We start from the raw sequence: 14,756 nt of genomic DNA on the forward strand, positions 1-14,756 counted from the left end.
TTCGCCGACGCCCTGTCCGTTCATCGGTATCGTTCGAGCCGTGCTTGAGTCGTCCATTCCCGCCGTGCTGCGGGAGCGCGCCAGGCTGCAGCCCAGTGAGACCGCTTATACATATGTCAATTACGACCAGGACCCGGCGGGCGTCGCGGAAAACCTGACATGGGCGCAGCTGTATCGGCGCACGCTGAACGTTGCGCGAGAGCTCAAGGCTCGCGGGTCCACCGGTGACCGCGCCGTGATCCTGGCGCCGCAGGGACTCGAGTACGTCCTCGGGTTCCTCGGCGCGCTGCAGGCCGGCCAGATCGCCGTTCCGCTTTCGCTGCCACTCGGCGGCTCCAGCGACGAGCGGGTAAGCGCCGTCCTGCGTGACGCGTCACCGTCGGCCGTTCTCACGACGTCCGCCGTCGCCGCCGACATCGCCGGGTCCATCAAGGTGGATTCCGGCGAGCGCGCGCCATCGGTCGTCGAGGTTGATCTGCTGGACCTGGACGCGGAGCACGAAGCCCCCGCCGCGGGCGAGGATCTGCCTGATGTTGCGCATCTGCAATACACCTCGGGTTCGACGCGCACTCCGGCGGGAGTCGTGGTGTCGCACAAGAACATTCAGGTCAACTGCGAGCAGATCATCGCCGCCTACTACGAGGACGGGATCGCCCCGCCCGACACCACCGTGGTGTCGTGGCTGCCGCTTTTTCACGACATGGGTCTGATCTTTGGCATCGCCTTCCCGATCCTGTGCGGGTTTCGCACCGTGCTCACCAGCCCGCCGTCGTTCTTGCAGCGGCCGGCGCGGTGGATGCAACTGCTGGCCGGCAACGGTCACGCCTTCTCGGCAGGACCCAACATCGCCTTCGAGCTGGCGGCCCGCAAGACGTCCGACGACGACATGGCCGGCCTTGACCTCGGCAAGGTGCGCAACATCCTCAACGGCGCCGAACGGGTCAACCCCCCGACGCTGCGGCGCTTCGCCGAGCGGTTCGCCCGGTTCAACCTCCGCCCCGAGGCCTTACGACCCTCCTATGGCCTCGCGGAAGGCACGCTCTACGTGGCCACCCTGGACACGGGCAAACCACCGAAAACCGTCTTTTTCGAATCCGAGAAACTGACCGCCGGCCAGGCCAAGCGGCGCGAAAGCGGCGACGGCACACCGCTGGTCAGCTACGGCATGCCGCGGTGGCCGACGGTGCGCATCGTGGACCCCGAGACCCGCACCGAGTGCCCGCCCGGAACCGTCGGCGAGATCTGGGTGCACGGTGACAACGTCTGCTCCGGCTACTGGCAGAAACCCGAGGAAAGCGAACGGACCTTCGGCGCAACGCTTCTCGACCCGTCGGGCGGTGCACCCGAGGCGCCGTGGCTGCGCACCGGAGACCTGGGCTTCTTCTCCGACGGTGAGATGTTCATCGTCGGCCGCATCAAGGATCTCCTGATCGTCTACGGGCGCAACCACTCTCCGGACGACATCGAGGCGACGATTCAGGAGATCACCGCGGGCCGCGTGGTGGCGATCGCGGTCCCCGACGACGACGGCGCCGAAAAGCTGGTCACGATCGTCGAACTCAAGAAGGGTGACGACTCCGAGGAGGCCGCCCGCAAGTTGGGCGCCGCCCGCCGCGACATCACCGCGGCGATATCGCGGGTGCACGGCCTCAGCGTCGCGGATCTCGTTCTGGTGCCGCCGCATTCGATCCCCCTCACCACCAGCGGCAAGGTCCGGCGACGGGACTGCCTGCAGAAGTACCTGCACGACGAGTTCACCCGGCTGGACACGTCCGTCCCCAAGCCGGAGCCGCGCGCGGTCGACGACGCCGCCGCGGTCGCCGAGGCCGATTCCGGCTGGGCCCAACGGTTGCGCACGCTTCGCCGCCAGCAGCACGACCTGTTGCTGGAGGTGGTGTGCTCGCAGGTGGCCACGGTGCTGGGCCAGCCCAGCGCCGACGACATCGACCCCGAGTGCGCCTTTCAAGACCTGGGATTCGACTCGGTGAAGGCCACCGAGCTGCTCGACCGGCTCAAGGCCGAGACCGACCTGGCGTTGCCGCCCACGCTGGCCTTCGACTACCCGACCCCCGACGAGTTGGCCACCCAGCTGGGCCGGCTGCTCAGCGGACCGGCCGGGGCCGCCGCGCCGGTCGAGTCGCGGGTGGCGATCGACGAGCCCATCGCCGTGGTGGGGATGGCGTGCCGGTTTCCCGGCGGGGTGGATTCGCCTGCGGCGCTGTGGGATCTGGTGGCCGGCGGCACCGACGCGATGGGGCCGTTCCCGGCCGATCGCGGCTGGAACCTGGCGGACCTGTTCGACCCCGACCCCGACGCGGTCGGCAAGACCTATACCCGCTCGGGAGGCTTCCTGGTCGGGGCGGCCGATTTCGACGCGGAGTTCTTCGGGATCTCGGGGCGCGAGGCCCAAACCATGGACCCCCAGCAGCGGTTGCTGCTCGAGGTGTGCTGGGAAGCGTTGGAAACCGCCCGCATTGACCCCGCCGGCCTGGTGCGCTCGGAGACCGGGGTGTTCATCGGGGCCTGGTCACAGCAATACGGCGCGGGCGGCTCCGACGGCGCGGAAGGGTACGGCCTGACCGGCCTGTCCACCAGCGTCGCCTCCGGGCGCGTCGCGTACACGCTGGGCCTGCAGGGACCGGCCATCACCATCGACACGGCGTGCTCGTCGTCGCTGGTGGCCACGCACCTGGCTTGCCAGTCGTTGCGCGACGGCGAGTCGTCCCTGGCGCTGGCCGGCGGCGCCACGGTGATGACCACCCCCTCGGTGTTCACCGAGTTCGCCCGCCAACGCGGGTTGGCCGCCGACGGGCGGTGTAAAGCGTTCTCCGCCAACGCCGATGGGACGGGCTGGGGCGAGGGCGCCGCGGTGCTGGTCCTGGAACGGCTCAGCGACGCCCGGCGCAACAACCATCCGGTGCTGGCGGTCATCGCCGGCTCGGCGATCAACCAGGACGGCGCCTCCAACGGCTTGACCGCCCCGAACGGGCCGGCCCAACAGCGCGTCATCGCCCAGGCCGCGGCCAACGCCGGGGTGGCGCTCGATCAGGTCGACGTGGTCGAGGCGCACGGCACCGGCACCACCCTGGGTGACCCGATCGAGGCGGGCGCGCTGATCGCCACCTACGGCACCGCGCGCAGCGCCGAGCGCCCGCTGTGGCTGGGGTCGATCAAATCCAACATCGGCCACACCCAGGCCGCCGCCGGGGTCGCCGGGGTGATCAAGATGATCGAGGCCCTCAACCACGACAGCCTGCCCCCGACGCTCAACGTCGATCGGCCCAGCCCGCACGTCGACTGGTCGGCCGGCACCGTGCGGCTGCTCACCGAGGCGGTGGCGTGGCCGCACACCGATCATCCCCGCACCGCGGCCGTGTCGTCGTTCGGCATCAGCGGCACCAACGCGCACCTGATCCTGCAACAGGCCCCCGCCCCGCCGGACGAACCGGCCGAACCCCCGGCCCAAAAAGCCGGGCTGCTCATCTGGCCGGTCTCGGCGCGCAGCCCCGCGGCGCTGCGGGCCCAGGCCGACCGCCTCCACCGGCACCTGGTCGCCCACCCCGACCTGGATCTGAGCGACGTGGCCTACAGCCTGGCCACCACTCGCGCCCACCACCCGTACCGGGCGGTGATCACCGCGCCGGTGGCCGCCGCCGATGCCCGCGAAGACCTGCTGGACGCGCTGGACGCCCTGCGCGCCGGCCAACCCCACCCGCGGCTGACCCAGCACCACTACCAGGCCCACGTGCGCGGCAAGACCGTGTTCGTCCTGCCCGGCCAGGGCGCCCAGTACGCCGGCATGGGCCGAGACCTCTACGAGAACAACCGCGTCTTCGCCGACACCGTCGACGCCTGCGACAAGGCGCTGCACCCGTTCACGGGCTGGTCGGTGCGCGACGTCTTGTACGAGGAACCCGGCGCGCCGGCGCTCGACCGCGTGGACGTGGTGCAGCCGGTGCTGTTCACGATGGCGGTGTCGCTGGCCGAGGTGCTGGGCCACGACGGCATCGTCCCCGACGCGGTGATCGGCCACTCGCAGGGCGAGATCGCCGCGGCCTACATCGCCGGGGTGCTGCCGCTGCCCGAGGCCGCCAAGGTGGTGGCGCTGCGCAGCCGGGCGCTGAGCGACCTGCGCGGCACCGGCGGCATGGCGTCGGTCCTGCTGGACGCCGAGCAACTGAGGCCACGCCTGCAGCCCTGGGGCGAGAAGCTGAGCGTCGCCGCGATCAACGGCCCGACCCACACCATCATCAGCGGCGAACCCGCCGCGCTGGAGGAGTTCAGCGCGGCCTGCGAGCGTGACGGCATCCAGATCCGGACCATCGCCGTCGACTACGCCTCGCACTCCGCGCAGGTCGAACCGGCGCGCGAACGGCTCCTGGCCGAGCTGGCCCACCTGGCCCCGGCACCCGCCCGAATACCGCTGTATTCCACGGTGGGCCAAGCGCTTTCGGCCGACCCGCTGGACACCACCACCATGGACGCCGACTACTGGTATCGCAACCTGCGCGAGCCGGTCCGGTTCCACGACCGCGTCGTGGAGCGCCTGGCCGCCGGCGAGTGCACGTTTGTGGAGCTGTCCCCGCACCCGGTGCTGGCACCCGCGCTCACCGACACCCTGGCCGAGGCCACGGGCCGGACCCAGCGCACCCAGTCCGGGGTGGTCATCACGCTGCACCGCGACCGCACCGACCGCGACAGCCTGGCCAGCGCGCTGGCCCAGCTGCACAACCACGGCCACAGCCCGTCGTGGTCGGCCGTGCACCCGGGCGCCCGCACGGTCGGGCTGCCCACCTATCCCTTCGAGCACCGTCGCTACTGGCTGGCCGCCGCGCCGACGGGCGACGCCGGCGGGTTGGGCCTGGACCGCGCGGAGCACCCGCTGTTGGGCGCGGTCGCCCCGCTGGCCGACCAGGACCAGGTCATGGTCAGCGGGCGGCTCTCGCCCGGCACGCAGGCCTGGCTGGCCGGCCACCAGGTCAACGACACCGTGGTGTTCCCCGCGACCGGGTTCATCGACGCGATCCTGCGCGTCGGCGAGTTCGCCGACTGCCCCGGGATCGACGATCTCGTCCTGCACACGCCCCTGACCCTCTCGGAGCAGGCTCCCGCCGACCTGCAGATCCTGGTGCAGCCGTTCGACGGGGACGGGCGGCGCCCGTTCAGCGTGCACTCGCGCACCGGCGGCCCGACGGGCGCGTGGACGCTGCACGCCAGCGGTGTCCTGAGCGCCGATCAGCCCGCCGGCCCGCCACCCGCGCCGCCGATCGGGGTGGCGCCGGTCGACCAGGACGGCTACTACGAACGGCTGGCCCAGCTGGGCTACCGCTACGGCGGCGTGTTCCGTTCGCTGCGGGGCATCGGCACCGACCCCACGCGGCCCGACGTCGTCTACGCCGAGGTGGAGCTGCCCGCCGGCACCGATGTCGCCGGCTACGGCATCCACCCCGCCCTGCTCGACGCCGCCCTGCACCCGCTGGCCTCCGTGGCCGACCCGTCCGGCGAGGCCGGTGCGCTGCGCCTGCCGTACGCGTTCAGCGGGATCACCCTGCACGCCACCTCGGCGACCCAGCTGCACGTGCAGCTGACCCGCACCGCCGACGACACGTTCCAGTTGCACGCCACCGACCCCGCCGGCGCCCCGGTGATCACCATCAACGCGCTGACGCTGCGCGCGGTCGCCGACCAGATCGGCCGCCCGGCGTCGATGGCCGGCCTCGCCGACAGCATGTTCGAGCTGACCTGGCCCCCGGCGCCCGAGCTGCCCGCGCCGTTGGTCACCCAGCTGCCGGCGTGGACGGACGACCCGGCCACCCTGACCCCGTGCCCGGAGCTGGTGATCTGGCGGCTCCCCACCGATATTGACGGCGACCCGCCGCGGCGGGCCCACGCGCTGACCCGCGACGTGCTGGCCCAGCTGCAGGGCTGGCTGGCCCGGACCGACAACGCCCACAGCCGGCTGGTGATCGTCACCCGTCACGCGGTCAGCGTCGGCGCCTACGACGGCGTCCCCGACCTGGCGCAGGCCGCGGCGTGGGCGCTCATCCACACCGCCCAAAACGAGCAACCCGGCCGCATCGTCCTCCTCGACACCGACGACAACCCGGCCACCGCCGCCGCACTGCCGGGCGTCGCCTCGACACCCGACGGCGAGCAGCAGCTGGCCGTGCGCAACGGCGTTGCCCACGCCCCGCGCCTGGCCCGCACCCCGACCCTGAGCCCGCCGGACGCCCCCGCCTGGCAGCTGGGCAGCACCCGCAAGGGGGACCTCGGCAACCTGGCCCTGCTTCCCGCCGACCCCCCAACGACGCTGGCGCCCGGGCAGATTCGCGTTCAGGTGCGCGCCGCGGGACTGAACTTCCGCGACGTGGTGGTCGCGCTGGGCGTCATCGCCGACGAGGGCATGGGCAGCGAGGCCGCCGGGATCGTCCTCGAGGCCGGACCCGATGCGTCGCTGCGCCCGGGCGACGCGGTGATGGGCCTCTTCCCGCACAACGCGTTCGCGCCCACCGCGGTCACCGACGAGAACATGGTGGTGCCGCTGCCCGACGGGTGGTCGTTCACCCAGGCCGCGTCCGCGCCGATCGTCTACCTGACCGCGTACGTCGCGCTGGCCGAGATCGCCGGGCTGTCGGCCGGGCAGCGGGTGCTCATCCACGCCGCCGCGGGCGGCGTCGGGCAGGCCGCCATCCAGATCGCCCGCCACCTCGGCGCCGAGGTGTTCGCCACCGCCCACCCGAACAAACACCACGTGCTCACCGAGCTGGGGGTCGAGCCCGGCCACATCGCGTCGTCGCGCACCCTGGATTTCGTCGAGGCCTTCAAGGCGGCCACCGACGGGCGCGGCATGGACGTCGTGCTCAACAGCCTGCGCGGGGAGTTCGTCGACGCCTCGCTCGGGTTGCTGCCGCGCGGGGGCAGTTTCATCGAGATCGGCAAGACCGACATCCGCGCGGCCGACGACATCGCCGCCGCCCATCCCGGAGTCGACTATCGGGTCTACGACCTGAGCAGCGCGCCAGCGGAATCGCTGCAGCCGGCGTGGGCGGCGCTGACCAAGCTGTTCGCCGGCTGTGTGCTGAGGCCCGTGCCCACTACGAGCTACGGCCTGGTGAGTGCGCCCCAAGCGTTCCGCGACATGAGCCAGGCCCGCCACACCGGAAAGATCGTCCTGATCCCGCCCGCGGTGCTGGCCCCCGAGGGCACCGCGCTGATCACCGGCGGCACCGGGATGCTGGGCGCGCTCTTCGCCGAACACCTGGTCACCCGCTACGGCGTCCAGCATCTGCTGCTGTTGTCGCGCAGCGGGCCCGACGCCGCGGGCGCCGGCGAATTGCGGGAACGGTTGGAGGGGCTGGGCGCTCAGGTCGCCATCACCGCGTGCGACACCGACGACCCCGCGGCGCTGGGCGCGGCGCTCGACACCGTCGGCCGGCCGTTGACCGCGGTCATCCACGCCGCGGGCGTCCTGGACGACGCGGTGGTGACCGAGCTGACTCCCGAACAACTCGACAGGGTCTTGGCCGCCAAGGCCGACTCGGCCTGGCACCTGCATCGCCTCACCGCCGACCGCGACCCGGCCGCGTTCGTCCTGTTCTCCTCGGCCGCGGGCATCCTGGGCGGCCCCGGGCAGGCCAATTACGCGGCCGCCAACGCGTTCCTCGACGCGCTGGCCCGCCACCGCCAGCACACCCAGCGCCAGGCCACCAGCGTCGCCTGGGGCTACTGGCAGGCCCCCAGCGGCATGACCGCCCACCTGAGCACCGCCGACCTGACCCGCCTGACCGGCGCCGGGCTCACACCGATCACCAGCGAAAAGGGCCTGGCACTGTTCGACGCCGCATTGGCCAGCCAACGGGCGAACCTGGTGGCGAGCCCGGTCAACGTCGGCGCGCTGGCCCGTCACGCGCGGCAGAACCGGCTGGACCCGATCCTGTCCGCCCTGACCCATGTGCGGCCCCAAGCCGCCGCGGCCAGCCCCCGCACGCTTTCCGCCCGGCTGGCCGGCCAAAGCCCCGAGCAGCGACTCGACACCCTGACCAAGATCGTCACCGCCACCACCGCGGCCGTGTTGGCGCACCCCGACCCGGACGCCCTCGACCCCGACCGTCCCTTCAAAGACCTCGGCATCGACTCGCTGACCGCCCTGGAACTGCGCAACACCGTCAACCAGCACACCGGCCTGAGCTTGCCGGCGACGCTGGCCTTCGACCACCCCACCCCGACCAAGCTCGCCGCCCACCTGGCGGGCCTGCTCACCGACAGCGCCGCTCCCGCGGTCGCGGCGGCTGAGGTCAATACGCCTGCGCCGGTGGACAATTCGCTCGCCTATCTGGATCAGGCGGCGTTCCTCGCGCTGCGGGCGGTGCACGGCGCGCTGATCCAGGTGACGTGGATCTACGACCGTGCCGTCAACCTCGACGGGTTGCGGCGATTTCAGCGCAACCTGGGGCACGGGTTGCTCGGACGGTTGATCGAACGGTCGCCGGTGCCCTTCGCGCGTGACCACTGGGTGCTGGCGCCAGCGCCGGAGGACATCGACGTCGCCGCGCCGCGGCCGCGCGCCGAGGTGAACGCCTGGGTCGACGAGCGGGCGCGCCTGCCCATCGACCCGGAATGGGGACCCGGCTGGCACCTCGGCGTGTTGCCGCTCGAGGACGGCGGCACCGCGGTGAGCCTGGTGGCGTCGCACATGATCGTCGACGCCATCGCGTTCGGTCAGGCGATCGCCGACGCCGCCGAGGGCAGGACACTCGACCTGGGCTACCTGCCCGCGCGGTCGCGCCCACTGCGTCGCGCGGTGCGCGAGGACCTGCGGCAGACCGTCAAAGACCTGCCCGACGTGGCGCACGCGCTGCGGGCGGTGGCGCGACGGGCCCGCCGCGACCGCGCGGAGCTGAAATCGTCGATCAAGGCGGCGCCGCCCGCCCCGCGGGCCTCCGGCGGCGATCAGGCGGTCGAGGTGCCCGCCGTCTCCGCGTACATCGACCTGACGGAATGGGATGCCCGCGCGAAAAGCCTTGGCGCAAGCAGCAACTCGCTGGTGGCGGGGATCGCGTGCCGGCTCGCGGTGCGGGTGGGGCGCGTGCAGGACGACGGGAAGGTCACCCTGCGATTCCTGGTGTCGCTGCGGACCGACGGCGACACCCGCGGCAACGCCCTGACGAGCGTGGACGTCGCCGTCGACCCCACGCACGCGGCCACCGACCTGGCGGACATGCAGGGCAGCATCACCCAGGCGATCCTCGCGGCGATGGAGGACCCCGACAACGAGTGGTTGGCGCCGCTACCCCTGGCGGCGATGACGCCCGTCTGGGCGGCCCGCCGGGTGGCCGGGATGGCGGCCGGCGGCGGCAGCCTCCCCGTCACCTGCTCCAACGTCGGCGACCTGTCGCCGGCGGCGAACCGGCCCGACGGTACCGACGCCGACTATGCCTACCTGCGAAACCTCGAGCCCGACATCAAGAAGAGCACGCTCGAGGCCATGGGCGGGCAGCTGTTCCTGGGTTCGGGGCGGGGCCGCGGGAAGATGTCTCTCAGAATCTCTGCGTATGTTCTCGGCCGGCCAAATACCAAGGGTGACCTGCTCGAGAAAGTGTCGGGTACCTTCGCCGAATTCGATCTGAACGCGGAGATCGACTGCTGACAGATTTGCCGTGATACATTCCCGGACTATTGGACTCGGGGGTTGTGCGGAGGCTCACGATGGTAGTCACACGGCGATGGAACGAGTCGGACGAAGCCAAGGTCGGCTACGTCAAAGATCTGTTTGCGGCGCTGGCCAAGCGCTACAACCTGATGACGGATGTGTGGACGCTCGGGCTTCATCGCCTGTGGAAGCGCCAGGCCATGAGGCTTTTGGCGCTCCGGCCCGGTGAACGGGTGCTGGACGTGGCGACCGGAACGGGCGATCTGGCGTTCGTGGAGGAGGCGGCCGTCGGGCCGGGAGGCCAGGTCACCGGCGTCGACTCCTGCGCGCCGATGCTTGAGGTCGCCCGCGGGCGACAACACGGTGCCGTCGACTTCCAGGAGGGCGACGCCATGGACCTGCGATTCCCGGATGCGTCGTTCGACGTGGTCACGATCGGCTTCGGGCTGCGCAACGTCGCCGACCGCGTCCAGGCGTTGCGCGAGTTCCGGCGCGTCCTGCGGCCGGGCGGCCGGTTGATGGTGCTCGATTTCAGCCGGCCGACCTCGAGGGTGCTGGCAGGCCTCCACGACCTGCTCTACTTCCGCGTGATGCCGGTGGCGGGCCGGGCCGTGGCGTGGCATCGCGACGCGCATCATTACACCGCCGATTCGATCCGGACCTGGCTGTCGCGGGACGAGTTGCGCGACGCGATGGTGGAAGCGGGCTTCGTCGATGCCCGCTACACATCGCTGAGCACCGGGTTCGCTACGGTCCATTTCGGTTCGCGCGCGGCCGGCGAATCGTAATGAACCCGGGTCAATGGCTCAGCTGGGACGCGACGAAAGTCGCGGCCTGACCGGGCATCCCGGACTGCGCATACGACAGGTGCGCCGCGGAGAACATCTCGTCATGCGTGGGCAGCGACAGGCCCCCGGGAGAGCAGATCGGATCGCCGGGCGCACACAGGTCAATGGCCTTGGCCCCATACCACGGGCTGATGTCGCTGATCGGCCCCCCGAGATATCGAACCGTCGGATTCCCGAAGACGGCGACCGCAGCGACGTGATCGGCCTCGTCCGCCGATAGCGTCGCGGCGTTGAAGCCCGCAATCGATGCTCGGGCGATGGTGACCAGATCCGTCACCATCGCGCCTTGGGAATATCCGCCGAGCACCAGCTTGGTGGCGGGGCAATTCGCAACCATGGATTGAACGTGAGCGCTCGCATCGCCGGCGCCGGCAGAAGCAGACGGGGGCCAATCTTCGGTCGCTGGGTAGTTGACCGGATACACCCCGACGGACCGACCGGCGACCTGCGAGCGCAGCGAATCGACAAACGCCGTCCCGACCCCACCGATACCGGGTGGTTCGTCGGTGCCGCGCGCAAACGTCACGTCGACATCGGGACAGGGGGCAGCGGACGCGAAGGGGGCCATCGGTGCGCTCAGCAGGGCCGCCAAGGTTGTCACCACCGCGGCGGCCGGCGAACAAGCGAACAGCCGTGCGTTCACGTACTGATGCTGACATATCGCGACGCGAAACGTTGCGTCCAATTTGTGAGCTTGGCGCCTCGGCTCGGCGGCCGCCGCGAAACGAGCGTGTTCGATCGCGTTGCCGTCTTCAGCTGATCTGGTGGCCGATGTGCTCTTCGGGCGGCAACCCTGAGGTGAGCATGGCTTGGATTGCGGGCGCGGCGAGCGCGACCAACGCCTCGGCGTCCGCGTCGGCGAGGATGGGAACTCCGATGATTCGTCGTCCGAGGACGCCTGTCGCCGTGTAGACACTGACGTCCCATCCAGCCATAAGCATGGTCGGAGACCAGTTTTCCTGCGGCACAGAGGGTTCGGCCACGGTAGCGCTTCGAGCGGCTATCGGGCTGTCGACAGTGCGCGTCCAATGGTCGACCGGCAGAGGCAGTTGTCGAAGGGCTGAAAAGGCGAAAGGCGGCGGCGACTCGTTGACAGCCGGCGTCATTCAGTGCGACAGTGCGTACGTACGTATCGAAAATGACGTTTTCAAAATGCGCAGCGCGCTGGAGGCGGAGGAACCGTGGCTGATGAGCAGGCCCCGACCGCGTGGAAAAACCCGATGGCGTGGTTGCCCCACACGATTGCAGAGACGGCGTTGTCCGGTGGCGGCGGCGAGGACCCACAATTGGCCGAGGCGTGGGCCCACCTGCAGGAGCGCCTGAACGCAGCCGAGCAACTGGTGGTGTCGACTCCGGTCAACAAGAACCGGATCGACTATGCGTCGGGGATGCGCCACCTGATGGTCTTGCTCGCGGCCGGAACCGATGTGGCGCTGCGCGTGGACCCGGATCCGGTACTCGCGGTTACCCGGGCCAAGACGGACGACATCATCACGTGGGGCCTCGAATGTCCGGACTGCGTGTACATGAATGCCAGCATGCGTGCTGGCGAGACCTATCGGTTATTCGGCAATCGAGGCACTGCCCGCTACGTCGGCCTGCAGACGATGGACGGGATGGCCGCCGTCACCAATCGTCTCGTCGACGAACTCAAAGTGGACCCCGACGGGAACTTCGAGGCAATCCTCTCGGCCGATGAGCACGAAGGGAACTGGCTCAAGCTCGCCGGCGATCATCCCACACTGACGGTGCGGAACTTCCTATACGACTGGGACACCGAGACCCTGGCTTCGCTGAAGATCGAACGTATCGGCGACCCTGCCGAGCAGAAGGACCGCTCCGTCGACCTGGATGTTTCGGTCTCGCGCCAGCTTTACGCGTTGGGGGAATTCGTCTACGACAACCTGAAGTTCTTTCTCGACTTCGGGGCGATGCCCGAAGCCAACGACTTCGTGCCCCCGATGGACATGAGCTCGATGGGCGCGGCGGCCGAGAATCGGCCGGTCATAGGGCGATTCGAATTGGATCCCGATGAAGCCTTGATCCTGGAGTTCGAACCTCCGAAGGGTGTCTACTGGAGCCTCTCGTTGGGCAATCCGTGGCTGGAGACGATCCACTACGGACTCCACCAGTCCAGCCTCAACGGTCATCAAGCGGTCGTTGATCCCGACGGGATAGCGCGCTTCGTTCTGGCCACGCGGGATCCCGGCGTGGCGAATTGGCTTGACACGGCTGGGCACAGCAACGGCGCCATGCTCCTGCGCTGTGTCCGCACCGAGACTGCCCCCGTACCGAGCACCCGCGTCGTGGCGTTCGGCGAGGTTCTGTCGGCATTGCCGTCTGACACCACCATGACAACCCCCGAGGAACGCGCGCAGGTCATCGAATCGCGCCGCCGCGCCGTACACGAAAGGTTCTATCGATGAGCTTCTCCGCAGACGAACTGGAAGAGGGGGCCCGCAACGCTACCGGCCTCGAAGATTTCGGCACGTCCTACTACCGTCAGGGCCTCGAGCGGACCATCGACAGTTTGAACAGCGAGGCCCAGCTCAACGACATGGGCCGAGTGATCCAGCACGCGACCATCAGCAACGCGCTCATTCAGCGGTTGAAGATCGTGGACACCTACAAGCAGCATCCGGAGATCGGCGACGAGGTGGTCGAGGGTCCCGTGGTGATACTCGGCCTACCCCGTACCGGCACGACGGCTCTGGGGCAATTGGTGGCAAATGATCCGCAGTTCCGGTCGCTACGGACCTGGGAGTCGCAAGCGCCCACGCCCCCGCCCGAGGCCGCCACCCAGCACACCGATCCGCGGATCGCGCAGGCCGCCGAGGGCATCACGATGATCGATCAGATGTTCCCGGAATTCAAGTCGATGATGAGTACGGGACCCGAAGTCGCTACCGAGTGCCAGGATCTGATGGGAATGAGCTTTCGCACCTATCATTTCGACGGCGTAGTCCGCGTCCCCAGCTATATCGACTGGCTGTTGGAAACGGATATGCGGGAGACCTACGAGTTCCACCAGCAGGTCCTGAAACTTCTCCAGTGGCATTGCAAGCCGAGTCTCTGGCACCTGCGCACACCGGTGCACATGTTTGCCCTCGACGCCTTCGTCGAGGTATATCCCAATGCCAAATTCCTATGGAGTCATCGTGATCCAGCGAAGGTGCTGGGTTCGGTGTGCAGTCTCATCTCTTACATTCGCAGCTGGAGCAGCGACCGCAAGGATCCGCACGAACTAGGGGCCGAGCAGCTGGCCTGGTGGGCCAAGGGGATCGGGCGGGCGATGGAATTTCGTAAGAAGTTCGGCGACGACCGCTTCGTCGACGTGTCGTTCGCGGACCTGCAGACCGACTCGGTCAAGACGGTGGCCGACAGCTACGAGCAACTCGGCCTCACCTTCACAGATGCTGCACGCGCAAAGGTGCAGGCGTGGGCCGACGGGCACAAGCCCGGCCAGCACGGCACTCATTCGTACGAATTGGCGGATTATGGATTGACCGAGGGACAGGTGCGCGAGGCGTTCAGCGACTATCTGGCGACCTACGACGCATCGGCCTGATGGAACCCGGCATCTCGGGCGGACGAAAGAAACTCGCGCCCGATCCGCGGATCCGGACCGCTATTCTCTCCGCCGCCACCGAGATTGTGCGCGAGAACGGCGTAAGCGCACTCAACATCGCCGGCGTGCTCAACCGGTCGCAGCTGGGCACCAGGGCCTTCTATCGGCACTTCGACTCCAAGGACCAACTCGTGTCTGCGCTATTCCTTGAGATGGCGGGTGCCGAAATGCAACGGCTCGAGTCGCTTATGGCCTCCGCACCTGATGCCGTTCGCGCCGTAGCCGCCTGGATCGACGGCCGTCTCGACCTGGCCTTCAACGTCGAGATCCGGTCGGACCTGCGCCAGCTGTCGCTGGAAGCCCAGTCGCAGATGTTCGCTGCACCGGAGCTGGTCGGCCCGGCATATCGGGAGATTCTGCGCCCGCTCATCGACCAGCTCGAACGCGGACGAGACGCGCGGCTATTCCGCGACATCGATCCCGAGGTCGAGGCACTTTCGATCCAGGGCGTCGTGTGGTCCAACGTCGAACGCCATTGGGCCACAGCAACTTGCGACCTCAAGAATACTCGGCAGCGCGTACAGCGATTCTGTCTTGGCGGCCTCGGTGTAGCTCCCAAGACCATCCACGCGGTTCTCAGTGAACCGCGATCGAAACAAAAACCGTTGAAGCGCAACGCATCCAAATAGGC

7 protein-coding genes are annotated in these 14,756 nt (G+C 69.2%); 5 read left to right on the plus strand and 2 right to left on the minus strand.

Features of this window, described 5'->3' with window-relative positions; genetic code table 11:
* Positions 1-40 precede the first annotated feature (40 nt).
* Positions 41-9,646 carry a type I polyketide synthase gene (locus BST11_RS06455; protein ID WP_083137137.1) on the plus strand — a complete coding sequence of 3,202 codons (9,606 nt, stop codon included), beginning with the start codon at positions 41-43 and terminating at the stop codon, positions 9,644-9,646.
* A 59-nt stretch (positions 9,647-9,705) separates the two neighbouring features.
* Positions 9,706-10,437: a class I SAM-dependent methyltransferase gene (locus BST11_RS06460; protein ID WP_083137138.1), complete on the plus strand. Its 732-nt coding sequence runs from the start codon at positions 9,706-9,708 to the stop codon at positions 10,435-10,437.
* A 10-nt stretch (positions 10,438-10,447) separates the two neighbouring features.
* On the opposite strand, the gene BST11_RS06465 is transcribed toward BST11_RS06460, so the two are convergent.
* Entirely contained in the window at positions 10,448-11,140 is a 693-nt protein-coding gene (locus BST11_RS06465) for a cutinase family protein (protein ID WP_244897549.1), read from the minus strand.
* Positions 11,141-11,249: 109 nt separating this feature from the next.
* On the minus strand, positions 11,250-11,438 hold the full coding sequence (locus tag BST11_RS06470) for a hypothetical protein (protein ID WP_083137139.1): 189 nt from the start codon (positions 11,436-11,438) through the stop codon (positions 11,250-11,252).
* Between the two features lie 279 nt (positions 11,439-11,717).
* Between BST11_RS06470 and BST11_RS06475 the strand changes: the two genes are divergently transcribed.
* The 3 genes from BST11_RS06475 to BST11_RS06485 are packed head-to-tail and all read left to right on the plus strand — an operon-like array spanning position 11,718 to position 14,754.
* Positions 11,718-12,923, plus strand: coding sequence for a DUF1214 domain-containing protein (locus tag BST11_RS06475; RefSeq protein WP_083137140.1), 1,206 nt, complete (start codon positions 11,718-11,720; stop codon positions 12,921-12,923).
* Positions 12,920-14,065, plus strand: a complete 1,146-nt coding sequence (locus BST11_RS06480; protein WP_083137141.1) for a sulfotransferase family protein — start codon at positions 12,920-12,922, stop codon at positions 14,063-14,065. The genes BST11_RS06475 and BST11_RS06480 overlap by 4 nt, the downstream gene beginning before the upstream one ends.
* Entirely contained in the window at positions 14,065-14,754 is a 690-nt protein-coding gene (locus BST11_RS06485) for a TetR/AcrR family transcriptional regulator (protein WP_211284660.1), read from the plus strand. The genes BST11_RS06480 and BST11_RS06485 overlap by 1 nt, the downstream gene beginning before the upstream one ends.
* Positions 14,755-14,756 lie beyond the last annotated feature (2 nt).

The sequence above is a fragment of the Mycobacterium alsense genome, assembly GCF_002086635.1.
GTDB classification, from domain to species: domain Bacteria; phylum Actinomycetota; class Actinomycetes; order Mycobacteriales; family Mycobacteriaceae; genus Mycobacterium; species Mycobacterium alsense.